We start from the raw sequence: 24,535 nt of genomic DNA, 5'->3' as shown, positions 1-24,535 counted from the left end.
GCAAAACCCTGCCGCCATTGCAATTGGATTACCAGATAAGGTGCCTGCTTGATAAATCGGTCCTGTTGGAGCAAGCTGTTGCATAATCTCTTTACGACCACCAAAGGCACCAACAGGCATCCCACCCCCAATAATTTTACCTAAACACGTCAAATCAGGGACAATATTGTAGTAATCTTGAGCACCACCTAATGCGACACGAAAGCCGGTCATCACCTCATCAATAATTAATAATGTACCATGTTGATCACATAAGTCACGTAAACCTTGTAAGAATTCTTTTTTAGCAGGTACACAATTCATATTTCCTGCAACCGGTTCAATAATAATACAAGCAATATCCTCTGGATGTTGTTTAAAAACACGTTTAACCGATGCCAGATCATTATAATCACACACTAAGGTATGTTGTACAAAATCAGCAGGTACGCCAGGCGATGTTGGATGACCAAATGTCAATGCCCCAGATCCGGCTTTTACTAATAGGTAATCCGCATGTCCATGATAACAGCCTTCAAACTTGATAATTTTATCACGTCCAGTGAATCCACGAGCAAGACGAATCGCACTCATTGTTGCTTCTGTGCCTGAATTAACCATTCTTAACATTTCAATGGAGGGAACTAACTCTGTGACTAACTCCGCAAGCTGAATTTCGGCGGCTGTTGGTGCGCCAAAACTAAGTCCATTTTTCATTGCCTTATAAACTGCTTGGGTAATATCAGGATTATTGTGCCCAAGAATCATAGGTCCCCATGAACCAACGTAATCGATATAAGCATGATTATCGACATCATAAATATAAGCACCTTCTGCACGCTCAATAAATAATGGACTCCCCCCCACTCCATTAAATGCTCTTACCGGTGAATTAACCCCACCCGGCATAACCGTTAATGCCTCTTGATAAAGTTTTTCTGAATTGTTGATCATATATGACTTCCTTGGTTGGATTAATAGGCCATCATCTATAAGCAGAATGACTTTCTAGTCAGTACAAAATAATAAGCCAATTAAATTCATCTTAAAACTTTGCGTATTTATTCATAAAATCAAGCCAAATTCAAGCGTTCTTGTTTTAAATAGATACGATTGCACCAATTTACAAATCGTTATTTAGACAGGAAGTAATTTGGTTTATAATAATAGAAAATAATGAAATGAGGTTAAAACGTTATGAGTGAGGCTTTACCGCTACAATTTACTGATGCTGCGGCAAATAAAGTAAAAGCGTTAATTACTGAAGAAGAAAATCCAAATTTAAAATTACGTGTATATATTACGGGCGGTGGTTGCAGTGGTTTCCAATATGGATTTACCTTTGATGAAAAAAGTAATGAAGATGATCTTATTATTGAAAAAAATGGCGTGCAGTTAGTCATAGATCCGATGAGTTTACAATATCTTATTGGCGGTGTTATTGATTACACTGAGGGTTTACAGGGTTCACGATTTGTTGTGGATAATCCTAATGCTAAGACAACTTGTGGTTGCGGATCATCGTTTAGCGTGTGATAAATCATAGTGGTTAATTGCCATTTTATTGTTATCATATTATAGTTAGTATGCATCAATTTTTATTGTAACATTCTCAGGGCGGGGTGTAATTCCCCACCGGTGGTACAGCCCACGAGCGCTTATTTATAAGATATAAATAAGGTCTAGCAGATTTGGTGAAATTCCAAAGCCGACAGTAATAGTCTGGATAAAAGAGAGTAGCTTAAGCACTTTATACATATTTACTTATTTTTTAAGCTCTAGCCCTGATTCTGGTAAATTAAAAAATTAAGGATCATTACCATGAATCAGTCTAATCATAATCAATTTAACCTTGCCGAATTCGGCAACGCTATCGAACGTGTTGAACAAGCCTTGGCGGCCTTAAAAGCAGGAAATGGTGTCTTAGTTCTTGATGATGAAGATCGGGAAAATGAAGGGGATATCATTTGGGCAGCTCAAACAATTACACCAGAACAGATGGCCTTAACTATTCGTTATGGTAGTGGTATTGTTTGTCTGTGTTTAACCCAAGCGCGTTGCGATCAATTAGCTTTACCTATGATGGTTGCCAATAATACGAGTAAAAATAAAACGGCTTTTACAGTGAGCATTGAGGCCGCAGAAGGGGTAACGACGGGCGTATCAGCAGCAGATCGAGTAACAACGATCAAAGCTGCCATTACAGAACAGGCTAAACCTTCTGATTTGAGTCGACCGGGGCATGTTTATCCGTTGGTCGCACAAGAAGGCGGGGTATTTAGCCGCCGTGGTCATACTGAAGCAACAATTGATCTAGTCCGTATGGCAGGTTTTAAACCAGCAGGCGTTCTATGTGAATTAACCAATGATGATGGGACAATGTCAAGAGCACCAGAAGTCGTAAAGTTTGCCAAACAGCATAACATGCCGGTAGTAACCATTGAAGATATTGTTATCTATCGTCAACAAAAAAATAGATAGATTTTTAATAAGATAAGAAACATCCTTAATATTATTAAACCAATAATATTAAGGATAATCAGCAGAATCAGTTATTTATTCCGTATTAAGTTAAGTTATTTAATCAATAATTGATGGTCTTCGGTGAGTTCAATCATCTTAATGATAGTCACCATGCGTATATTTATATATTTGATGAGTGATCAAACCAATTTTCTAAAATAATTACCGCTGATGCCGCATCGACACGACCTTTTTGTAAAGCTTTATATCCCCCGTAAGCAAAGATATTGGCTTTAGCTTCGACAGTCGTGAGCCTTTCATCTTGCAAATGAACTTGATAACCAAACCGTCCATGTAGCCTAGCCGCAAATTTTTTTGCTCTGGCCGTTAATTCTTGCTCACTACCATCCATATTTAATGGTAGACCGACTACTAAGTAATCTGGTTGCCACTCTTTTAATACATTGGCAATTTTTTGCCAATCAGGTATCCCATCCCTTGCCTTAAAGGCGATTAAAGGGCTAGCGGTTTTGGTAATATCCTGACCTATAGCTGCACCAATACTACTTGTACCAAAATCAAATCCAATAACTGTTGCCATAATTATGCATTACCTACCCGCGTCGAAATCATTGAAATATTAATACCGTAACTTTTCGCTGCATTTTTCCAGCGACTTTCAATGGGTTCATCAAAAATAATTTTTGGATCCGCTTTGACTACTAGCCAATCATTATTCATAATCTCTTTTTCAAGTTGCTGTTTTTGCCAACCTGCATACCCTAATGCTAATAAAATATGCTTCGGCTGATGACTTGAACCTATTGTCCGTAGCAGATCAAGAGAAGTTGTCACCATAACATCTTTTGCTATTTGTACGCTTGAAGCGAAATTTTCTTCAGGGGTATGCAATATAAAACCTTGTTCATCAGCTAAAGGACCGCCAGTAAACACTGATTGTCCCAGTGCGGCACATTCACGTATAGGTATAATATCAAGCCGGTTTAATACCATTTCTACGCGCAGATCCATAATTGGCTTATTTATAATGATTCCCATCGCGCCTTCATTATTATGTTCACAAATATACACTACTGCATGCTCAAATAACGGATCCGTTAGACTCGGCATGGCGATCAAAAAATGATTTTTTAAATTCATAAGCATGTCAACTTTTATATTTAGCGTGAAGTTGCTGTTCGATAGCATTAAATAAGATACCAGTAATCGATAAATTAGCTACCGCTGCTTCGATTTGACAAAGACCTGTTGGGCTGGTGACGTTAATTTCTGTCAATTTATCGCCAATCACATCTAAGCCAACAAATAATAACCCTTTTTGTTTTAATATAGGAGCGACAGTATGAGCAATTATTTTATCTTGATCAGTTAATGGACGTACTTCTGCGTGTCCTCCCGCCGCTAAGTTGCCTCGCGTTTCGCCAAGTTTTGGTATACGCGCTAAACAATAAGGAACCACCTCACCATTCACAACTAGTATACGTTTATCACCATCTTTAATTGCTGGAATAAAATTTTGTGCCATGCAGTAGCGGGTATTGTGAGCTGTCAATGTTTCAATAATCACTGATAAATTAGCATCATCAGATTTGACTCTAAAGATAGACGCTCCTCCCATCCCATCTAAAGGTTTTAAGATAATATCACCATGTTTTTGATGAAATTGACGGATGAGATCCGTTTGTCTCGTTACCAGCGTAGTCGGCGTTAATTCGGAAAACCAAGCGGTAAACATCTTTTCATTACAATCTCTTAAACTTTGCGGCTTATTTACTACTAATGTTCCTTTACTTTCCGCGCGTTCTAAAATGTAAGTCGCATAAATAAATTCCATATCAAAAGGTGGATCTTTACGCATTAGAATAACATCTAACTCGTGTAAGGGAATGGTTTGTTGTTGATGAAAATCATACCAATGTTCACTATCATTTTGCACGGTTACTATTTTAGTATTGGCAAATGCTTCTCCAGCGTCAAGAAATAGATCCTTCATTTCTATATAATGAATTTCATAACCTCGCTGCTGCGCATCTAATAACATCGCAAAGCTGGTATCCTTCTTTATATTAATTTGCGCAATGGGATCCATTACGATGCCAAGTTTTATCATGTTAAACTCCTTAACCAAGATCACCAAATTTCACTTGTAAAGCGGTAATTGCTGTCAATGCAGCGGTTTCTGTTCGTAATATTCTAGGTCCTAACAATATATCCGTAAAATCATAATTGGCTGTCATAGCAATTTCACTATCAGATAATCCACCTTCAGGACCAATTAATAAATGGATGGTATTATTAGGCATTAGTGTATGCACAGAGTGTTTAGCTCGTGGATGTAAATTGAGCTTTAGTCCATCTTTTAATGTTGAGCACCATTGTTCCACATCCATTGCTGGTTTGACAACGGGTATTTGATTACGACCACACTGTTCACACGCCGAAATCACGACTTTTTGCCATTGTTGTATTTTTTTAGCTAAACGTTCGTTATCTAATTTTACACCACAGCGTTCTGAAAATAGTGGCGTAATGCTCGTCACGCCAAGTTCAACGGATTTTTGAATAGTGAAATCCATTTTATCGCCACGTGATATGACTTGCCCTAAATGAATATTGAGTGAAGATTCACGATTATCATATCGACCTTCTCCAACCGAAACGATAGCCGCATTTTTATTCACTTCAGTGAGTATGCTATCAAAAATATAATTACTACCATCAAATAAGGTTAATGGATCACCTACTTTCATACGTAATACACGCACAACATGGTGAAATGCCTCTTGATCTAATTGTAAGTGGCTGTTTGCTAAAATGGGGGAGTGATGAAAAATTCTAGTCATAATATATGTCGTGGTTATAGATAAATGTAATTACTGATTATTATAGCTTAATTTTATACATTTTCTTAATATAGTGAAGTAAGCCAATAACGATGAATAAGATAGCGCTTTTAGCGTATGACTATTTATTTTTATAATAATAGTTTTTATATAAACTATGCGTTAGTGTTGCGATTAACTTAATATTTTCTAAATAGTTTAATACGTTAATTGTTCCATTAAAAATTGAGCTTAACATTCAATATAAATGACAAATATTCGCTGAGTGTAAAAGGCGACTTTTTTAGCACAACTTATAATCGATAACAAAATAAAGGCTAGTCGTATTACAATAATTAGTTAAATTATCTATTTAGCTAATTAAACAGGATATCGTTTAATTATCCTAATCATATTATACTATATATGTCTATTATAATTGCTTTTGTTTAAAAATAGGAAATCGACATAATGAGCGATAAAGTATTTATTGAAGGTTTGACGGTATTCACGGTTATTGGTGTCTATGATTGGGAACAAACCATCAAGCAAAAATTAGTACTAGATATCGAAATGGATTGGGATCATCGTGTTGCTGCGTCAACCGATGACGTAAATTTTTGTTTGGATTATGCGCGAGTCACTCAGGGGATTATCGACCATTTAACCCAACATCGTTTTGCTTTAATTGAACGTGTAGCAGAAGAAGTCGCTAAGTTACTTATCGATACCTTTTCTGTACCAAAAGTAAAAGTAAAAGTGAGTAAACCGGATGCGATTGCCATGGCCAATAATGTTGCAGTACTCATTAAACGTCAGAAGAAAAAATAAGCTAGCTCCTATCAATTAGGATGATTATGACGATAATCAACAAGGATAAAAATAACAGATTAGATATAATTCGTTGCGCGTGATGACGCGCTCTATTTCTATAGTGACAAAGGTAAAAAGTAAAAATATCCTGATTTTATTTATGTGATGAACATAAAAATAATCAAATAATGGATGTGATAAAATATAATATTACTTAAAGAAACATCATTGAAGGTGAGTTCTATTTAACGGTTATATTAGCGTTATTATGGAGAAGCTTACTCTCATTTAGCTAAGTGCTAAATGAGAGTTGCATATTAATTAGTTATCTATAGTACGCCAGGAATAGTAAACTTCATGACAAGTAATAAAGTTGGCAAAATAAATATAGATAAAACCGTTGAAACAAAGAAAATACTTGAGGCTTGTTCTTGCTCCACATTCCAGTTATAAGCCAAAATAACTGCCGTTGAAGCAGTTGGCATTGCTAACAGAAAGACTAACTCTTCCGCTTCCATACCAGTGATACCGAATAGATGTACCGCAATAAGAGCGACAACGGGAGTCAGGAAACTTTTTAGGATAATATTAACAACCAATGGTTTAGATAAATTCAACTTAACACCATAAATACCTACCCCAACGGCAATAAGCGAGATAAAGTTACATGCATTGGACATAATATCAAAGGTATTAAATATAAAGTGTGGTAACCAAGTTTTACCATCAGTAGTACTGACAATCAAACCTAAAATAACCGCTAAAAACATCGGTTTCATGAGTGAATTTTTTACCGCACTAAATATCATCTCACCCGTTACTTTACCGCCCGACATTTTAGTATCGCATAACTCCAATAAGAAAATAGTCATCGGAATCAATGATAAAGCTACAACAAAGTTAGCGATCGCAACCGAAATAGTAGAAGAAGCACCTAACATCAACGTTAAGAATGGTACTCCCATTCCCCCCATATTAGGAAAACAACATAACATTGAATTCATAGCAGTTGATTTCAAATCTTTATGCAAAATGTATTTATTGACTAAAAAACAAATTATCCACAAAAATGACATAGTGCAGAAAAATGCAAACATCCAGATACCATTAAATATTTCTGATGGTTTTGCGTGGGAAGTATGAACAAAAAGCAATGCAGGGAATACAAAGTTTGATACTAATCCAGATAATAATTTCTTAGAATCTTTTGTAAATATCCCACGTTGTACACATAACCAGCCCAGAAAAATTAATAAAAAGACTGGAAGACAAGAGCTGACGACTTGCCCAATTGCAGACCAAATTAGATTCATTTTTTTAAAACTCCTAAAATAATACTACTTAAAATTCATTAATAATTGGTCGGTAACTTGGGTTTAAAATTATATTTATGGACCGATCTAAAATAATCCATTCGCAAGCTTGAATATACTCTATTAAGTATAAAATTACACTTTTATTTGCTGAAACTTAATATAAATGAACATTATTTAGCACATAATGTGCTTAAGTGAATACATTGTTACATTTATCAAGTATCCTGTCTTAATCATTATTATATCTCATTATTATCCATTCCAAGTTAGTCAAAACATGCTATGTTTATGATATTGATAAATAAATATTCATTAAAAGTAATGAATGATTTAAATTAAACATACTATTTTATCTCTATATAAAAAATAATGCTGTCAGATAAATACTGACAATTAAATTATAGTAAAAACTTATATAGGGATGATTTGGCTGCTGCTATCGATAAAAAGACGGATACATTAATCGATAATTTCTATTTATCAGATAACACTAATTTCATAATAATGAGTAATGACCAGATTAGATTCGTATATAGACGATATATTGCATTAATCAGCGTCTTTGAATATTTCGTTTTAAAAAATCATATCATGTTATTTTGATTTATTCAATAAAAACAGCATGTTACTAAAATTATCTCACAAGATAATCCATTAAACTCAACATCATACTAAATAGCTTAACTTTAGAATTAACTAAACTTTGAGTTAAAATAAGATCAATCAATTTAGATGATTTTTTTACAAAAATGTATTTACGCTAACTCATGCAAAGCCATGAAATTTTCTGAATAGAATCACTTATTAAATTTGAACTAGATAATGTTGATCAATTAATTGGTCCAAATATTTTTTTATAGTCTAATATAAAAATTATTAATAATATCTTCGACTAATACATTAAAGTTAATTAAATCAATATTGAAATGATTATCTTAAATAAACAACCATTGATGACAAGCAAAAATATCTAACAATATCTCTATAACAATAAGCTTGTATTCTAGCTATAATCAACCCGTTGATAGACAATGCCTTTAAATATCTTTTTATTCGATATTGGTTGTAATTTCCCTTAGGATCTACTTTATAAAACGTCATTTTTATTAATTTATATCACCTAATAAATCTGACAGGCAACCAAAATCATGTCTTAGGGTATCGATAATTGTTACAATATATATCAAGGTTATTATACGCTGTTTATAATAACCAATCTGCGATATCAATGATACTGATCATTGATCCTTATTACTTATAAATATGACGTTAAATGAATACGGTATCCATATTTAATTATTGACGAATCTTATTCATGTTATCTAATTTACTATAGTCATAGTGTCTCAGTAAAACAGAATTAAAACGACTTTAGTTAATAAACCAATTGAATTAGCATCTTCTATACCATATTTATAAGACATTCCCTGTAACATCTCTCTCCTATATAAGCTTATCCTCTTTATAATAGGACACTTATAACTAACTTATATGGTTAAACTTATTGGTTTTAACTAACCAGATAAATTAATATACTAATAATCGGTAATTTTATTGGATACATCGTCGATGATTAATTGATTCAATGGATTCCATAGGATGATAGCCAACATTACCGTGAAATGACCACGATTTCCGTTTATTTTAATTGTCTTTATCTAAATAAAAACGCTATCTCCATTTGCCAATAGAAATAGTCATAAAAAATGATAAAGATTTAATAATACAAACTGTTTTTATTTACAACAAATCGTGTAATTTTATGTTACTTTAATATTGATAATTAGCCGTGATAAATTAAAACAAGACGCTTATTACCAATTTAATCATTACTTATTGAAACCGTGAGTAATCTTATTTCATCATATTACTACGTGTGGATTTAACACTTTTTAAATAGATATAGTTATCTTTAATTGCAATTTTTAAAAACTGAGTTTAAATGTCATTAATGTTAGGAGTAAATAAATAATGAGTCAGGTTGAAAAAGCAACATTTGCAGGTGGGTGTTTCTGGTGTATGATCAAACCATTTGATCAATATTCTGGTGTCATAAGGGTTACTTCGGGTTATACGGGCGGGCATGTGATAAACCCAACTTATCAACAGGTATGTGCAGGTGATACTGGTCATGCCGAAGCAGTTGAAATTAGTTTTAATCCCGACATAATCAGTTACAATGAACTACTTGATATTTTTTGGCAACAAATTGATCCAACAGATAGTCAAGGACAGTTCGTTGATCGTGGCGATTCTTATCGACCTGCCATTTTTTATCATAGTGAAACACAAAAAAAACAAGCTATTGAATCTAAATTAAAATTAGAAAAAAGTGGACGATTTACTCAACCGATTGCGGTTTCAATCGAACCGGCTAAAACATTCTATCCCGCAGAGGATTACCATCAAAATTTCTATCAAAAACAGCCGGAACATTACGAGAAATACCGTAAGGCATCGGGACGAGATAATTTCATTTCAACATATTGGCAGAATAAAAAATAGCAAGATATAGAATAATTATATATAAACTATATCATAGATGAGAACTATTAGTTATTGATTAATCATAAGTATCTCTATGCAATGTTTTATTTTTAATTACCATGCTCTAGGAAACAAGTAAGATTACCTATTATTTATTACTGTTTCCTACTTCGTTTAATAAATAACAAGATAGCGATTCTATTATAAAGAAATTAAATTATACAATCAGGATAGTTATATGATGACCAAGTATAGAAAAAATCGTTATATTAAATCCTCTTATATTTGCTAATATAATAGTTATAAAAATATCGAATAAATATGATGTATTATCATTACCAACAAAGAAGAAAAAATATTTTATATTTGCTTAAATAACCGATAGATCCTTTTCTGTTTTAATTTAGTCTACGTCATGAAAGAGGGAAAAATAGCATAATCTAATTTAAAATAAGTCTATTTAAATAAGCAACATAAACCTATATATTATAATTTGCTTTATCTATAATTCACTATTACCCATCTAAAAACATCATGCCTTTAGTTGCAATAATACGATTACGCCCCATTGGACACCCACAGCTAACAAGACAATTATCGTAAGCAGCACCTTTACCATCTATAATAAAACTTTTAGCGCACTCGATAATAACACCTTGACCTTTATCACATTTAGGGCAAATAACTTTATCACCAAGTAAAGCGATAGGATACTGCCCATCAAAAGAGCTGCCTGATGCTGAAATGATAACGCCACCAGTCGTTGTTTTATCACCTAAAACTGCTATTCTTTTTGTCATTATTTATTATCCAATACATTAATTCTAGTTAGAAAAAAGATTTATATCAAAATAACCTAAACCATATTTTATATGGCAAAATTATGTATTAGATTACACTATTGATCAACTTATTTTTTAGCTACTTAAAGATGAAATAATAAAGATAAAATAAGATAACATTCAATATGGCTGATATTAATTTACTTAAATAAGAGAGAAGCGCCTACCTTATTATTGACTACACCTTAATTTGAATCGCATGGAAATTCATCAATTAAACTAAATTTTAGCTTTATAACTTGAAACAGAGAAAAAATGCGATTAGAATAATCTTCGTCTTATGTTAAGGCGCGTTAGCAGAGTGGTTATGCAGCGGATTGCAAATCCGTAGACCTCGGTTCGATTCCGGGACGCGCCTCCATTAAAATCAATGACTTACCTAACAATTTCTTAAGTAGATAACAACAAGTGGCGGTAAAATGGCGGTCGAAGTTTTAAAGAAATGGCGCCATATAAAAATTAAACGCCTTTAGCTCTTTAATTTAGAATTGTTCATAAATTTCAGTTTTATTATTTTATAATGAATTGATTTTTATAGGATTTTAAATTACTTGGAGTTTAGATAAAAAATATCATTGCTTACCAAAAATAAAAATATTATTATTTATCATAATATTACTTATTTACTCCGTTCTTCTTTATAAGATAAAAACTGTAAAATACTGGAAAGTATTTCATTTATTTCATTTTTATACGATCCTTTAAGATCCTTTTATCAATAAGCATTCAGGCTTTGCTTTGTAATAAAATCCAACTGAAAAAAATTTCATGCAAAAACCCTGTAGGCGGGTGCGGTGTAGCACGCCTTGGGTCACCCGATCGATTTTGTACCTGATTATTTATTTTTAAGTTATCGATTGAAGCTATAGAGATGATTGCAGAACTAAGCAAAACAACTGGAAAGACACAAGGAGCAATTATCGAGGAAGCAATAAAGTTATATAAAGGTTCACTATAAAAAAGTCCACAGTGCGGCCACAACATTTATTATTTTGCGATTACTGGTGAGTATTTTTTATGTAGATTTATTGCGTCCATTTTAACGCCAGTAGTTTCGCTGGCATTGGTTGGTTATCTGTCAGATTGTCATATTGCGTTTGCCAAGTAATGTTATAATTTGCATAAATTGCCGAGGTGCGTAGTTCGATGCCAGAGGCGATTAGCAGTAAACGTTTTTGGCCCGGCTTTAAATTGTTAAAAGCCGATCTGGCTAAGCTGCGCTTATTACTTAATATTTGGTGAAAATCACGCAATAGGCTGCGTGGTTCAATGGTTTGATTATTTTGCATTGTGTTCATGTAACCCCCCTGCAATGGCTAGGATTGAGTGCGCCTAGCCTCGCACTTCTTTTTTGTTCAACTTAATCACTTTACCGTTCGACTTTTCAACCCAGCCCTTTGGGTTGTGCATGTTGATTTGGATGTCGATCGGCGTTATTTGCTGCACTGATTTTTTTAAATAGAATGACAACGCCATTATTTAACCCTCAAAAATTAAATTGATTCTGGCTTTACTTTCCGATGCTGCACCTGCTGAGATATCAAACATATTAATTAGTGTTCAAGTACGACTGGCTTTTTCTGAAACAGGTTTCTTTTTGACTGGAAGCTCCCCTTTTTTGACATATTTTTTAACTGTTTCGATAGGCAGCCCTGAGATTTCAGCATAACGTTCGATAGTTACCCAAGGACCGAATTTTAAAGTGATTGAAATTGGTTCGCTCATAGTGCATTATGTCCTTTTTAAATTTATTGACCTTTATTAACCTTTATTGACACTCAAAATAACCTAATAGGTATTTTTTATAATGATAACCTTTAAGGTTTGTGTCAATACCTTATGGGTTTTATTTTTCTTTTCGGTATTTTAGGGAGTTAACATGGTTCAGTTTGATAGTGCTAAAAACATAATAGATAGAATGGTTAGCGCTTATAGATTAAAAACAATGAAAGCATTATGTGAGTATTTTGGTGTTGGCATTAGCGTTCTCTCTAATAGAGTGGTAAGAAATACCACTCCAGCAGAATACATAATACAGTGCGCATTAGATACGGGAGCTAATCTATTATGGCTTTGCACCGGCGAGGGCGAACCAAACATTGACGGCATTAAAACAGAAAAAAAATCAATTGAACTATCAAGCGATGCATTGGAAAAACTAGAACGAATTGCGGCACTAAAAAATAACGGTGCTATTACTGATGATGAGTATCAACTATTGAAGGGTAGTATTTTTAAGAACCAAATTTAATTTACAGAATAAAAAAAGGAAAGAGGATGACAATTTCAGAGTATTTATTAAAGGCAATTGAATCAGGTGAAGTACTTAATATTATTTATCATGGCGGATCAAAACCGGGCGGAATAAGAACGATCATACCTCGAAGCACTGAAGACGACGCACTCAAAGCAGTAGATACTGAACAAAATCGGGTAAAGTCATTCAGTATAAGCAAAATTGAAATACTCGACAAAAATAATGAAATAATCAAATTTGATATTGATGAAAAGCAAACAAATAAAGTTTATTTGTTTATATGATTCTTATAAAAATGGCAAACCCAAAAGCAAGCCATCAGTTGTTTTTTATACATCAACATCAAAATCTAGACCCTTCGGAGTTGGCAGCCTAAGAATGGAAACAAGAACATTTAAGAGTTTAGATAATGCTTTCAAATTGTTTTTAGAAGAAGCTCAAAATTGTGACATAAAGAACCCAAGAAAATAATAACTTTCAATAAAATATAGGAATATAAATAACATGAAAAAAAGAATTGCTATTGAACATGTATTTTTTGCTAGTTTTTTTATTTTTATTGTTTGTGCGATGATGCCACACAAAAGTGATGGCCAACCTTATGCATTAGTTGCTTTTGTAGGTTTTTCCTCCATTCTTGCCATACCTGTATCTTTTGTTTTATGGATTATTAAAGCAGTTAAAACAAGAAATAACCCACAACAACAAAATACCCAACCCATTGAAACAAATCCAGCAGAGAAAACTTCCTTTTTTGCGAAAATCAACCAAAAATTAGAAGAGCATAGACAGCAAAAAGCATTAGAGAGAACAGAGCGTCTTAAAATTATAGAGGAAGAAAAATACAAAGAGCAAAATTTTGAAAGCATGAATTATAAAATGATAGACGGCGTGGCGGTTATCTGGGAGGGAGAAACTAAGCCCGCTTCATTTAGAATTTATGATAATAAACAAAGGCTAGAGGGTGTCATTACAAAACTAACCTTAAATAAGGATGGGCGATTTTATATAACATTAACGGATCCAGAAAAAGGCACAAAAATCGTTACAGACGAAAGAGAGCTAGAAACGATGATACTTATAGGATCAACACGATACGAATTTATAGATTTATGCAGAAAAGTGTTAAAAATAGATCTTAGTGAAATGTTTGGGTTTGCAAACTTTGTAAGAGATGAATTATATAAACCTCGCCTTATGTTAGTATTTGAACCACCGCAACAAGTAACTTTTTCGCACCGTATATCAGGCGAAACGATAAGAGATTTGTTTACAGTTAGAGAATATTACAAAAGCAATAGCAACGAAGAATATTTAAAGGTAAATGTAACATCTAATAATAAAGAGTTAATGATACCAGTTAATAAAATAACAACAATGATTCAATTAGAAGATGGTAAAAAAATTAAGCTTGATGAATGGTTAAAAAACATTTGTAAAGCCAAAGAATCCAATTAGTGATTAATAATGACAGTAAGAAAAAAAAGTGACGGCAAATGGCTGTTTGAAAAATATTTAGTGGGCGATCGACGCATTCGTAAAACATTCGCAACAAAAGGCGAGGTGTTGGCGTATTAAATTTAAAACAAGCATATTGCAGCTAAGAGTGATTTGTTTTATAGTAGTCAAGTACTATTTTTTATCCTCTTACAATGGAGTCCAAAATGACGAAGAAAAATACATTAAATAAAGCAAACTTAAACAAGGAAGCTTTAGATTTATTTATTTCTGTCACAAAGGACATTGAAGAAACAGAAAAGCGTTTAGAACAAAAACGCAAAAAGTTTGAAGAGGTTAAAAAAAATGGAGCGTTCGGAACAACTCACCGATTCACTTTATGATTTTATCTATATAGACACTCACAAATCAAAAATCCTTTTAGCTCAAATTGAATCTAATGGGATTATTACTCAAATCAAAAACAGATACGAGCAACAAGAAACATCCGAAAGTAAAGCTGCTCTTAATACGGTCATTGGTTTTGAAAAAAATAGAGATAACTCAAACACGGAATCAACAGAGCAATCTTTTGATACAGCCTTATCTGTTCACTTGAGACTACTGCATAAATTAAGCGAACAACAAAGAATAAATAAAAATATCAATAAATCGAAAGTCGGCGATATCATTTTGTTTACCGGCTTGGTTGAGATTTTTGATATATCCACATTTCAACAGCTAATTAAGTCTGGTGCTTTGGGTGTGCTTAAAAAAGAGAAATACTGGAAAGAAATAGCTGGTTTTATCAAAGTTATTCCCGCAACAGTTCAATTCACGTTTAAAGATGAAAATGAAAACAGGGCATGGATGACATTACCCGATCATAACCTACTTATGCCTTCTAGTGAACTTCTATTGAAATACGGGAATAGTTTAGAAGGGGTTTGGTCTGTTATTGGAATATTAGATTCATTACCAGGTGAAGTGAATAGGAGTTTTGTTGAAAACAGGGAGCATATAGCTGGCTTAGGCGACATATCCAATCAATTTAAAGCAATGGTAGGGAAACATCGCGAAAATTTTGGTATTACGCCTTTAATGATATTTAGACAAATCGGCTAAATTAAGTCGTCACAGCTAGACATAGATCGCAATTTGTATTAGTATTATGTGCAATTGTACCCTGTCCTCTAATCTCGGATTCACGTGCTTAATTGAGCAAAGAGCAGTTATGGCAGGGCCTTCTAATCACATCAAACAAATCAACTAACCTAGCTGTATAACACTAAATCATCATTTATATAAATTTGATTACGAGTATTATGCATGTCTGTCAGAAAACAAAAAAAACAATAAATGGCTATTTGAAAAATATTTAGATGGCGGTCGACGCATTCGCAAAACATTTGCAACAAAAGGCGAAGCGCTTGCTTATGAACACTATATCGAAGAACAAGCAACAACCAAGCCTTGGATTGCTGAAAAGCAGGATTGGAGGCGTTTGTCGGATTTAGTGAATACGTGGTATTTATCACATGGAAAAACACTAGCAGACGGAGAAAGAGAAAAGCGGATACTGGATTTTATTTGTGAAAGCCTAGGGGATCCGCTTGCCGATAACTTCACTACAAAAGATTTTACAAATTATAGGCAAAAGCGATTAAGCGGTGAAATTTACAGAGTAAAATCTAAACAAGTAGTATCAAAAAGGACATTGAACCTAGAGCTTGTTTATTTGCGTTCTGTATTTAATGAATTAAAACGGCTGGGAGAATGGGACAAGCCAAATCCGTTAGAAAATATAAAGCAATTCAAAACAACAGAACAAGAAATGGCGTACTTTACAGCCGAGCAGATCGATGCTGTACTCGCTGAATCTGCATTAAGTACCGATAATGAATTGCTGTTAAAAGTAAAAATCGGGCTATCAACTGGGGCTCGCTGGTCTGAAATATGTGATCTAACCGCATCATAAATAAAAGACAGCCGAATAACATTTATTAAAACAAAAGGGCGACGTAATCGTTCAGTGCCGATAACGCAAGAGCTATTAAATGAATTACCCAGAACCAAGGGCAAGCTGTTTAAATGCACTATTAGTGATAAATACTTTCGTAAAATGATTGAAAAGTGCGGTATTGAATTACCAGACGGCCAATTAACGCACGTACTACGCCACACATTCGCCAGCCATTTTATGATGAACGGCGGCAATATACTGGTACTACAAAAAATATTAGGGCATACTGATATTAAAGTGACAATGCGTTATGCTCACTTTGCACCCGATCACTTGGAAGAAGCGGCTATATTAAACCCACTAATTAAACGCTAAAAAATGGCGGTAAAATGGCAGCGGAGTTGCCCCTTATTGACTATTAAAGACCTTTATTGACATTGTAAAATATTGATTTATTTGTAAGTTATTGTTTTTAAATATATAAGTTAAGGATTGCAAATCCGTAGACCTCGGTTCGATTCCGGGACGCGCCTCCATTTACTTACCTCATCACTTGTCCATAGAATCAATTATATCATTAAAATTATTGACAAGGCGCTTGCCCATAACACATTCTTCGCTATTATTGAACTAGTAACCCTATTCTATAGCACAAGTAACAACACTTTACATGACGAGTTGAAATAACCAGATAGGATTTATTATTTTCTGCTATATGTTATATCTACCTTATGAGATAAAACTAATTAAACGCTATAAAGGTTAATACCATTAATAATCTGAGATAACTATTACCTAATATCAGTAACAATAAATGAAAGGTATAATAAATTGCTTTAGTGAATTAATAATATTTTAAGTAAAAAATGGGCATAAAATTATACCCACCCTTAATGTCCTTTTATTCTTCGGCTTATAACCATTTTTTCTTTTTAAAATAAAGATATGGTGCAATCCCCGCGGCAATCATAAATAAAATAGCAAAAGGATAGCCATATTCCCAATGTGTTTCTGGCATGAAATCGAAGTTCATCCCATAGGCAGAAGCAACTACCGTTGGCGGTAAAAATACCACTGACATTACCGAGAATATTTTGATAATACGATTTTGCTCAATATCCATGAAACCCATCGCCGCTTGCATTAAAAAGTTAACTTTTTGAAAGAGAGACTCGTTATGAGGAATCAATGATTCAATATCACGAATGACTTCTCTTGCTTGCTCAAGTTGTTCAGCTGGCATTTTGGCACGTCTTACTAAATAATTGAGTGCACGCTGACTATCCATTAAACAGAGACGAACTTTCCAGCCGATATCTTCAAATTCAGCTAACGTTGAAATCGGTTCATCAAATCCATCTTTTACCGTACCTTTCATAACTACACGTCCCAACGCCTCTAACTGGCTATAAATATTTTCAATTTCATCCGCCAATTGTTCAACTTTAGTTTCAAAAAGATCGAGTAACACTTCATAGGCATTGCCATCATGCAGTTCTTGATTTCGTGAACGCATACGGTATAAACGGAAAGCTGGTAGTTCTCTTTCACGTAACGTATAAAGTCGATTATCACGAATAGTAAATGCTACTGTCGAGTTACCCGCGTGATCATCGGCATCTTCGTAAAAGAAAAATGAGTGTATATGTAAACCATCTTTATCTTCGAAAAAACGGGCTGAAGCTTCAATATCGTCAAGTTCCACACTGTCGGCTAAATTTTGTCCTAAATCATCGAGTACGCGTTGCCGCTCTTGCGCTTCAGGCTCAATAAGATCGATCCACTTAGCATTTTTTAGGCTATCGTCTTTACCTAAACGTAATAAATATTTATCTTTTAATTCAAATGCATTAAGCATATAACCACCTTTACTTACTTTTCCGTATTTGATCAGCCATGCAGTATACATCCCTCTGCATTATCTAAGCTGGTTGACCATCCTTATCAACAAATGGGAAATATTTTACTGTTAACTCAATTAACTAATCTTATGATTAATTAAAAAATCTCTTATTCTTCTTATGTTGACGCCAATGTATAGCATGATACCAGAAAAATCAATATTAACTTGTTTTAATCATACTGATATATTTAGAGGGATGACGCGCTACATGCTGACATCAACGATTTTGGCTACTATTGATGAAAAACCTCAACAATAACGATATGGTTAATATCGAGAAAAATCGGTACATTATGATAAAATTTTTCTTTATGGAGATAATGTCTTATCTCTGATAATTAAAGAATTTAATTGATGAGCAAATATAACGTATTGATAAGATCAAACTGACTTAAAGTCTATTAATAATTATTTAGCTGAAAAAATATGTATATATAGAATGTATAATCATTTGATTAGAAAAATATCTTATTTATTAAATTTAATCATAATTTAAACCGATAACACCTTTAAAACCTTATTGCTTAAAAACAATATTACTTCCATTTTTAAAGACTATGTGCTGTTGTACGTTATAATCGGTAGATAGTTACTCTAAATAACGTTCTACCGATAATTAAAAACGCTGTTAACTAAATTAAGTATTCTTAACGTTTACCCATTTTCCATCAACATAATGTAACATCCAACCTGTTGTTTTCCCATTTAGCTCTGAGCCAATATATTGTACTTTATTCTTACGGCTAAAACGGACTATCGTTTTATTGCCATCAGGATCTTCAGTAGGTGCCTGTGTAAGGTAAATAAATTTTTCTGGCAAACGATCTTTAAATCTTATCAACTCTTCAACCAACGGCGCTCTAGTTTCTCTAGATTTTGGAAAGGTGTTTGCTGCAAGAAAAATACCCGACGCGCCATCACGTAACACAAAGTAGGCATCAGATTTACTACATTTAAGTTCGGGTAATTCAATTGGATCTTCTTTAGGCGGTGCCACTTCGCCATTTTTTAAAATTTTACGCGTATTTTTACAATCTGGATTAGTGCATCCCATGTAAATACCAAAACGCCCCGATTTTAGATGCATGTCTGATCCGCATTTATCACATTCAATGATTGGGCCCTCGTAACCTTTAACTTTAAATTGACCTTCTTCAATTTCGAAACCTTCACAAATCGGATTGTTACCACAGATATGTAACTTACGTTGACTGTCGAGGATATAACTGTCCATAGCAGTATGGCAAATTTTACAACGATGACGAGCACGTAACGCCTCGGTTTCGGCTGAATCAGCATCTTCTAAAATATTTAGTGCCTCATGTTCAGGAATTAAATTGATAGTCTGTTTACACCGCTCTTTTGGTGGTAACGTATATCCAGTACAAGCTAAAAAGACACCGGAACTGGCAGTTTTAATTCCCATTGGACGCAGGCAGTTAGGACAGGTAATTTCTGGGGTGATGACTAATGGATTTAATCGCATTCCACCGATCTGTGGATCTTTTTCAGCTGATTCAAGATGTGCCGAAAAGTCACCGAAGAATTGATCGAGAACGGTTTTCCATTGAACTTCTTTATTGGCAATTTCGTCAAGTTCATCTTCCATACGAGCTGTAAAGTCATAACTCATTAAATCAACAAAATTTTCTGTTAATCTGTCTGTAACAATTTCACCAATTTTTTCAGCATAAAATCGACGATTTTCTAATCTTACATAACCACGATCTTGGATGGTCGAGATAATCGTAGCATACGTCGATGGACGCCCGATACCGCGTTTTTCAAGCTCTTTTACTAATGACGCTTCATTAAAACGGGCTGGTGGTTTTGTAAAATGCTGACTTGGCAATAGCGCGGCTAACGTTAATTGTTCATCGATCGCTACCATCGGTAGTATATTGTTTTCATCATTTTTTCTTAAAGCGGGTTGAACTTTTGTCCATCCATCAAAACGTAAAACTCTACCTTTTGCTTTAAGTTTAAATTCTCCTGCTTGCACCGTTATCGTTGTTAAATCATATTCAGCTTCCGTCATTTGGCAAGCAACAAACTGTTGCCAGATCAGTTGATATAATTTTTTTGCATCTGGTTCAATATCGCTAATTTGCTCTGAAAGTAAGTTAACATCTGATGGGCGAATTGCTTCATGTGCTTCTTGGGAGTTTTGTTTACTGGAATATAAATTAGCTGTCTTAGGTAAATATCGCTCTCCAAATTGCTCACCAATATAACTTCGCGCCATAGTAAGTGCATCTTGACTTAAATTAGTCGAATCGGTACGCATATAAGTAATATAACCAGCTTCATAAAGACGTTGCGCTAACATCATGGTTTTTTTCACACCATAACCAAGTCGAGTACTTGCCGCTTGTTGTAATGTCGAGGTGATAAATGGCGCAGAAGCACGGCTTTTAGTCGGTTTAAATTCTCGATCAATAACCTTATAAGCTTTATTTTCGAGTAAAGTCAACGCTAAATCGATGTCTTGCTTATTTTTCGGTTTATACGCCTCATCCTTAAAATGGGTGACCTGCATTGGTAATTTTGCTTGATTTGCGGTTAACAAATCAGCATGCAACTCCCAAAACTCCTCTGGAATAAATGCACGAATCTCGCGTTCGCGTTCGACAACTAATCGCACAGCAACGGATTGTACACGACCTGCTGATAAGCCTCTAGCAACTTTTTTCCATAGCAGCGGTGATAGCATAAAGCCGACCACTCGATCCATAAAGCGTCTAGCTTGCTGCGCATTTACCCGTTCAATATCTAATTTAGCTGGCGAATGAAACGCATTTTGAATAGCGGTTTTGGTTATTTCATTAAACACAACCCGCCGATATTTGTCATCATTACCGCCAATCACCTCTTTTAAATGCCAAGCGATGGCCTCCCCTTCTCTATCAAGGTCGGTTGCTAGGTAAATAGCATCGGCATCTTTAGCCAACTTTTGCAGTTCTGCCACTACCCGTTCTTTGCCTGGTAAAATTTCATAATTGGCTTGCCAATCATGATAGGGATCGACCCCCATACGATCAACTAACACCTGTTGAGGTGTCCGTTTAACTTTGGCTTTGACTTTTTTATCTTCAGTATCCTTTGCAAGTGTTGTTCGTTTACTACCACTAACGGGTAGATCGCGTATATGACCCACACTAGATTTAACAATAAATTCTTTACCTAGATACTTATTAATTGTTTTCGCTTTCGCTGGTGATTCGACAATAACAAGGGATTTACCCATATCTATACCTATAATCTTGTTAAATTTAATCAGCTAATATGATTAATTGATTTATCCCATTATGTAATTCGTTACTACGTTAATTAATCTGTTGCTCAGAAATAAAAGGCTGTGATTCTAGATCTTCTTCCAATGTTGTCATTTGATTTGCATATTGTTCTTTTTGTTCGGCATCTTCTAATAATTGTATGATCGTTTCAGATAAAGTAATTTCGCGTCGTTTAGCTAAATTAGCTAAACGTTGCCATACTAAAAACTCAAGATCAATTGACTTTTTTCGTAAGTGTTGCTGTTCAGCATTAAAATATCTTTTACGTCTAGCTCTAATAGTCTGTTTTAAACGATTATTCAAACTATCATTCATATGTTTATTAATCCAGTCAAGGACATCAACAGGATGACTTTGCAACGCCATTAATTCTGAAACAGCCTCTTCAGCAGCGGCACGATCTAGATGACGTGTGATGGTTTCACCTTCTCGATGCTTTTTTACTAAATAAGCCCACTTCCATCCACATTCCAGATTTTCTAATTGCTGATATTTCATAATTTTGTAGTGACGTTGTAACATGGACTGCATTTTAAACATGATTTAAAAATAAACACAATGCTTTTACCGTAAAAAAAATTTAATAAAATAAATAATAAGCAATTAGTTTTATCGCTGTTCAATCTTGGCTAAAAAACATTTTACCGTTACTTTATTAGTTTATTAGCCCAAATCATATTCATAAATATATGACCTTTTTATAGTAATAGTATTAATAGGCGTTAAAATCAACCAATAATAGCTTCTTACCATATCAATGTGTTACAGCTATAACTACTCCTTTTTCAGATAACTCACTAATTAATAACTAAATAGCAAAGTAAATTGATCATAGTTTTTACTTGCCAGAACGTAGAAATCTGCTATCTTTTGCTAACATAATTCAGGATAATGATCGGCTATTATTACATAATAGTTACTTATATTTTCTATAGAAGGAACACCACATTGAGTTTTAATCATACCTACGCAGATTCCGTTTTTATTAATGGTTATATTTATACTGCAAACACTAGTGATACCGTGTGTGAAGCGATAGCAATCGCTGATGGTTATATCATTGCCACCGGTAATACTCAAGAAATCCAGCAATACGTGAATCAAAATACATTAATAACGGATTTGCAAGGTAAAGCGATGATACCAGGAATTATTGATTCGCATTTGCACCCATTCTGGGGCGGACTACAATTATCGGGTTGTCACCTCAATTATGAAAGTCTAACTATTGAACAAACGCTAGAACGTGTACAAAATCATTTGGATAAAGATATGTTTATTGGCGAAAACGATTGGTTGCAAGTCAGAGCATGGTTAAGACAAGGTATGATACCAAGTGGTACAGATATTACACGTTCTGATTTAGATAGCTTACGTACTTGCCGTCCAGTTATTTTATTCTCCAATGACTGTCATACTTTAGTGGCGAATAGCCGGGCACTTGAACTATTTGGTCTTGATCATAATACACCAGAGCCCACTGACGGTAAAATAGGTCGTAATGCCGATGGTTCATTAAATGGCATACTAGAAGATGCGCCAGCAATGCGAGCTTTTGATAGCATACCTGGTATTAATCATCAACAAGCGGTAGTCATCGCTGAAAATGTTCAGAAAGTATTAAATCGTCAAGGTGTTACTACTGTAATGGATGCGCGAGCACTTAATATCCAATTTGACGCCTTTAGTGAGCTAAGCCAACAAGATAAATTAACCATGCGCGTATTAGGTGCACGCGAAATTACCCCTGATGATGCACCAACATTAGACGCTATCCCAAATGCAGTAGCGGCAATGAAAGCTTTTGCACAAAAATATACTGATACCACTTGGCAACCAAAACCGGGTATTGCAATCAAGCATACAAAATTCTTTATTGATGGTGTATTGCATATGCCAATCATGACTGCCTCATTGCTCAGTCCTTACTTAGAAAATAGAGGAACAGAAGAACAACCTAATTGGGTTGCTTCAGATCGGTATGGTGATCTTTATTATCCAAATGAAGTATTAACAGGATTAGTGACCGCGGTCAGTCAAGAAGGCTTCCATCCACATATGCATACTGTTGCCGAAGGTGCGATAGAGGTCTCACTCAATGCAATTGAAACGATGCGTAATCATTTAGGGGATAAAGATATCCGTCCCGCTTTAGTACATAATGAATTAGCTGCTCCACATCAATATAAGCGTTTTGCTGAATTAAAGACTATTGCCTCACTCTCATTCCAATGGGCAGGAATGACCCAAGAGTTAATGGATGATGATAAAAAAATTATTGGCGAGCAGCGTTTTGCTGAACTAGAGCCAATTGCTAAATTTATTGATGCTGGGGCTAAAGTTGCGTTTGGTAGTGATTGGCCTATTGATCCATTAAATGAATGGTATGATTTTAAAGTTGCGATGACACGTCAGATTAGCGCTAATTCGCCAAGACTAAATACTGATCGTAATTTAACGATAACTGAAGTATTACGAGCAGCGACGATTGATGCCGCCTATGCGGTAGGTTGTGAGGATTCAATTGGGTCTATTGAAGTCGGTAAATTTGCCGATGTCATTATTCTTGACCGCAATCCATTCCTAATTAACGCTGAACAAATTGAGCATGTCACGGTATTGTCAACAGTCGTTGGCGGTAAATGTGTCTTTAGTCGTTCAGAGTAACAGTAACTATTACAAAAATTCCTGTGTAAAAGCAGGAATTTTTATTTAATAGCAAATAAGTTAATCAAACACCTAAAATCATCATAATGCGCTTAAACACTGTAATATTATATTTACGTTAAGCCGTGTTGTTTGATTAGACTATTTTTTGTCATAAATTAGCAAATTTAACTTTTTATTCACCATTTTTAATAAAATTTAAGCTACATTTAAATAAAATGTTAAAAAAACTTGCATAATTACCCAATTATGGGACAATTCGCTGCCGC

The 24,535-nt window shown here is 34.3% G+C and carries 22 protein-coding genes, 1 tRNA gene, 2 pseudogenes and 1 riboswitch; of the genes and pseudogenes, 13 read left to right on the top strand and 12 right to left on the bottom strand.

Going from position 1 to position 24,535, the window contains the following annotated elements:
* Positions 1-930 (bottom strand): glutamate-1-semialdehyde 2,1-aminomutase (gene hemL, locus O970_RS02885; protein WP_024495679.1); only part of this gene is annotated, 930 nt, incomplete at its 3' end.
* A 246-nt stretch (positions 931-1,176) separates the two neighbouring features.
* On the opposite strand from hemL, the gene erpA reads away from it, so the two are divergent.
* Both erpA and ribB read left to right on the top strand, forming a co-directional pair.
* Positions 1,177-1,515, top strand: a complete 339-nt coding sequence (erpA, locus tag O970_RS02880) for an iron-sulfur cluster insertion protein ErpA (RefSeq protein WP_024495678.1) — start codon at positions 1,177-1,179, stop codon at positions 1,513-1,515.
* Positions 1,516-1,583: 68 nt separating this feature from the next.
* A riboswitch (FMN riboswitch) is annotated at positions 1,584-1,721 on the top strand.
* Positions 1,722-1,800: 79 nt separating this feature from the next.
* Positions 1,801-2,460, top strand: a complete 660-nt coding sequence (ribB, locus tag O970_RS02875; protein ID WP_024495677.1) for a 3,4-dihydroxy-2-butanone-4-phosphate synthase — start codon at positions 1,801-1,803, stop codon at positions 2,458-2,460.
* A 163-nt stretch (positions 2,461-2,623) separates the two neighbouring features.
* Here ribB and ruvX read toward each other — a convergent pair whose 3' ends face one another.
* The 4 genes from ruvX to rsmE are packed head-to-tail and all read right to left on the bottom strand — an operon-like array spanning position 2,624 to position 5,306.
* A complete protein-coding gene (gene ruvX / locus O970_RS02870) occupies positions 2,624-3,043 on the bottom strand; it encodes a Holliday junction resolvase RuvX (RefSeq protein WP_024495676.1) in 420 nt (139 codons plus the stop codon).
* 2 nt (positions 3,044-3,045) lie between these two features.
* Complete coding sequence (locus O970_RS02865) at positions 3,046-3,603, bottom strand: YqgE/AlgH family protein (RefSeq protein WP_024495675.1); 558 nt, start codon at positions 3,601-3,603, stop codon at positions 3,046-3,048.
* 7 nt (positions 3,604-3,610) lie between these two features.
* Positions 3,611-4,573, bottom strand: coding sequence for a glutathione synthase (gene gshB, locus O970_RS02860; protein ID WP_024495674.1), 963 nt, complete (start codon positions 4,571-4,573; stop codon positions 3,611-3,613).
* Between the two features lie 10 nt (positions 4,574-4,583).
* Positions 4,584-5,306 carry a 16S rRNA (uracil(1498)-N(3))-methyltransferase gene (gene rsmE / locus O970_RS02855; RefSeq protein WP_024495673.1) on the bottom strand — a complete coding sequence of 241 codons (723 nt, stop codon included), beginning with the start codon at positions 5,304-5,306 and terminating at the stop codon, positions 4,584-4,586.
* Positions 5,307-5,756: 450 nt separating this feature from the next.
* Here rsmE and folB point away from each other — a divergent pair, with 450 nt between their 5' ends.
* Complete coding sequence (folB, locus tag O970_RS02850; protein ID WP_024495672.1) at positions 5,757-6,116, top strand: dihydroneopterin aldolase; 360 nt, start codon at positions 5,757-5,759, stop codon at positions 6,114-6,116.
* A 311-nt stretch (positions 6,117-6,427) separates the two neighbouring features.
* Here the strand turns inward: folB and O970_RS02845 are convergent, their stop codons facing one another.
* Positions 6,428-7,411, bottom strand: a complete 984-nt coding sequence (locus tag O970_RS02845) for an AEC family transporter (RefSeq protein WP_024495671.1) — start codon at positions 7,409-7,411, stop codon at positions 6,428-6,430.
* A 1,974-nt stretch (positions 7,412-9,385) separates the two neighbouring features.
* Between O970_RS02845 and msrA the strand changes: the two genes are divergently transcribed.
* Positions 9,386-9,919: a peptide-methionine (S)-S-oxide reductase MsrA gene (gene msrA, locus O970_RS02840; RefSeq protein WP_024495670.1), complete on the top strand. Its 534-nt coding sequence runs from the start codon at positions 9,386-9,388 to the stop codon at positions 9,917-9,919.
* A gap of 497 nt (positions 9,920-10,416) precedes the next feature.
* Here the strand turns inward: msrA and O970_RS02835 are convergent, their stop codons facing one another.
* Positions 10,417-10,701 (bottom strand): PAAR domain-containing protein, encoded by a 285-nt coding sequence (locus O970_RS02835; protein WP_024495669.1) that lies wholly within the window; start codon positions 10,699-10,701, stop codon positions 10,417-10,419.
* A gap of 329 nt (positions 10,702-11,030) precedes the next feature.
* Between O970_RS02835 and O970_RS02830 the strand changes: the two genes are divergently transcribed.
* Positions 11,031-11,104: transfer RNA gene (locus O970_RS02830), tRNA-Cys, on the top strand.
* A 664-nt stretch (positions 11,105-11,768) separates the two neighbouring features.
* Here O970_RS02830 and O970_RS02820 read toward each other — a convergent pair.
* Positions 11,769-12,041 (bottom strand): hypothetical protein, encoded by a 273-nt coding sequence (locus tag O970_RS02820; protein WP_024495668.1) that lies wholly within the window; start codon positions 12,039-12,041, stop codon positions 11,769-11,771.
* Between the two features lie 262 nt (positions 12,042-12,303).
* On the bottom strand, positions 12,304-12,468 hold the full coding sequence (locus O970_RS09820; RefSeq protein ID WP_166667070.1) for a hypothetical protein: 165 nt from the start codon (positions 12,466-12,468) through the stop codon (positions 12,304-12,306).
* Positions 12,469-12,622: 154 nt separating this feature from the next.
* Here O970_RS09820 and O970_RS02815 point away from each other — a divergent pair, with 154 nt between their 5' ends.
* The 7 genes and pseudogenes from O970_RS02815 to O970_RS10255 all read left to right on the top strand — a co-directional run bounded on the left by O970_RS02815 (position 12,623) and on the right by O970_RS10255 (position 16,775).
* Positions 12,623-12,994: a helix-turn-helix transcriptional regulator gene (locus O970_RS02815; RefSeq protein ID WP_024495667.1), complete on the top strand. Its 372-nt coding sequence runs from the start codon at positions 12,623-12,625 to the stop codon at positions 12,992-12,994.
* Between the two features lie 26 nt (positions 12,995-13,020).
* Positions 13,021-13,284 (top strand): WYL domain-containing protein, encoded by a 264-nt coding sequence (locus O970_RS02810; protein ID WP_024495666.1) that lies wholly within the window; start codon positions 13,021-13,023, stop codon positions 13,282-13,284.
* A 220-nt stretch (positions 13,285-13,504) separates the two neighbouring features.
* Complete coding sequence (locus O970_RS02805) at positions 13,505-14,458, top strand: hypothetical protein (RefSeq protein WP_024495665.1); 954 nt, start codon at positions 13,505-13,507, stop codon at positions 14,456-14,458.
* A 9-nt stretch (positions 14,459-14,467) separates the two neighbouring features.
* Positions 14,468-14,575, top strand: a pseudogene (locus O970_RS10260) (site-specific integrase); the annotation flags it as partial.
* Positions 14,576-14,664: 89 nt separating this feature from the next.
* Positions 14,665-14,841, top strand: a complete 177-nt coding sequence (locus O970_RS09815; protein WP_166667069.1) for a hypothetical protein — start codon at positions 14,665-14,667, stop codon at positions 14,839-14,841.
* The gene (locus tag O970_RS02800; protein ID WP_024495664.1) at positions 14,804-15,562 is read left to right on the top strand and encodes a DUF6414 family protein; all 759 of its coding nucleotides are present in this window, start codon (positions 14,804-14,806) and stop codon (positions 15,560-15,562) included. Before O970_RS09815 ends, O970_RS02800 begins: the two co-directional genes overlap by 38 nt.
* Before the next feature lie 208 nt (positions 15,563-15,770).
* Positions 15,771-16,775 (top strand): annotated as a pseudogene (locus tag O970_RS10255) (phage integrase).
* A gap of 538 nt (positions 16,776-17,313) precedes the next feature.
* Here the strand turns inward: O970_RS10255 and corA are convergent.
* The 3 genes from corA to matP form a co-directional block, all read right to left on the bottom strand.
* A complete protein-coding gene (gene corA / locus O970_RS02790; RefSeq protein WP_024495663.1) occupies positions 17,314-18,258 on the bottom strand; it encodes a magnesium/cobalt transporter CorA in 945 nt (314 codons plus the stop codon).
* Between the two features lie 682 nt (positions 18,259-18,940).
* Positions 18,941-21,550, bottom strand: a complete 2,610-nt coding sequence (topA, locus tag O970_RS02785; protein WP_024495662.1) for a type I DNA topoisomerase — start codon at positions 21,548-21,550, stop codon at positions 18,941-18,943.
* Positions 21,551-21,629: 79 nt separating this feature from the next.
* On the bottom strand, positions 21,630-22,097 hold the full coding sequence (matP, locus tag O970_RS02780; RefSeq protein WP_024495661.1) for a macrodomain Ter protein MatP: 468 nt from the start codon (positions 22,095-22,097) through the stop codon (positions 21,630-21,632).
* A gap of 450 nt (positions 22,098-22,547) precedes the next feature.
* Here matP and O970_RS02775 point away from each other — a divergent pair, with 450 nt between their 5' ends.
* Entirely contained in the window at positions 22,548-24,266 is a 1,719-nt protein-coding gene (locus tag O970_RS02775) for an amidohydrolase (protein ID WP_024495660.1), read from the top strand.
* Positions 24,267-24,535: the final 269 nt, after the last annotated feature.

The organism is Candidatus Schmidhempelia bombi str. Bimp (genome assembly GCF_000471645.3).
GTDB lineage: Bacteria > Pseudomonadota > Gammaproteobacteria > Enterobacterales > Orbaceae > Utexia > Utexia bombi.
This window is presented reverse-complemented; position numbering and strand designations above follow the sequence as displayed.

Bases quoted from the DNA above. Each gene is read 5' to 3' on its own strand.
- erpA (WP_024495678.1), top strand. From the start codon at position 1,177: ATGAGTGAGGCTTTACCGCTACAATTTACTGATGCTGCGGCAAATAAA.
- ribB (WP_024495677.1), top strand. From the start codon at position 1,801: ATGAATCAGTCTAATCATAATCAATTTAACCTTGCCGAATTCGGCAAC.
- ruvX (WP_024495676.1), bottom strand. From the start codon at position 3,043: ATGGCAACAGTTATTGGATTTGATTTTGGTACAAGTAGTATTGGTGCA.
- O970_RS02865 (WP_024495675.1), bottom strand. From the start codon at position 3,603: ATGAATTTAAAAAATCATTTTTTGATCGCCATGCCGAGTCTAACGGAT.
- gshB (WP_024495674.1), bottom strand. From the start codon at position 4,573: ATGATAAAACTTGGCATCGTAATGGATCCCATTGCGCAAATTAATATA.
- rsmE (WP_024495673.1), bottom strand. From the start codon at position 5,306: ATGACTAGAATTTTTCATCACTCCCCCATTTTAGCAAACAGCCACTTA.
- folB (WP_024495672.1), top strand. From the start codon at position 5,757: ATGAGCGATAAAGTATTTATTGAAGGTTTGACGGTATTCACGGTTATT.
- O970_RS02845 (WP_024495671.1), bottom strand. From the start codon at position 7,411: ATGAATCTAATTTGGTCTGCAATTGGGCAAGTCGTCAGCTCTTGTCTT.
- msrA (WP_024495670.1), top strand. From the start codon at position 9,386: ATGAGTCAGGTTGAAAAAGCAACATTTGCAGGTGGGTGTTTCTGGTGT.
- O970_RS02835 (WP_024495669.1), bottom strand. From the start codon at position 10,701: ATGACAAAAAGAATAGCAGTTTTAGGTGATAAAACAACGACTGGTGGC.
- O970_RS02820 (WP_024495668.1), bottom strand. From the start codon at position 12,041: ATGAACACAATGCAAAATAATCAAACCATTGAACCACGCAGCCTATTG.
- O970_RS09820 (WP_166667070.1), bottom strand. From the start codon at position 12,468: ATGAGCGAACCAATTTCAATCACTTTAAAATTCGGTCCTTGGGTAACT.
- O970_RS02815 (WP_024495667.1), top strand. From the start codon at position 12,623: ATGGTTCAGTTTGATAGTGCTAAAAACATAATAGATAGAATGGTTAGC.
- O970_RS02810 (WP_024495666.1), top strand. From the start codon at position 13,021: ATGACAATTTCAGAGTATTTATTAAAGGCAATTGAATCAGGTGAAGTA.
- O970_RS02805 (WP_024495665.1), top strand. From the start codon at position 13,505: ATGAAAAAAAGAATTGCTATTGAACATGTATTTTTTGCTAGTTTTTTT.
- O970_RS09815 (WP_166667069.1), top strand. From the start codon at position 14,665: ATGACGAAGAAAAATACATTAAATAAAGCAAACTTAAACAAGGAAGCT.
- O970_RS02800 (WP_024495664.1), top strand. From the start codon at position 14,804: ATGGAGCGTTCGGAACAACTCACCGATTCACTTTATGATTTTATCTAT.
- corA (WP_024495663.1), bottom strand. From the start codon at position 18,258: ATGCTTAATGCATTTGAATTAAAAGATAAATATTTATTACGTTTAGGT.
- topA (WP_024495662.1), bottom strand. From the start codon at position 21,550: ATGGGTAAATCCCTTGTTATTGTCGAATCACCAGCGAAAGCGAAAACA.
- matP (WP_024495661.1), bottom strand. From the start codon at position 22,097: ATGAAATATCAGCAATTAGAAAATCTGGAATGTGGATGGAAGTGGGCT.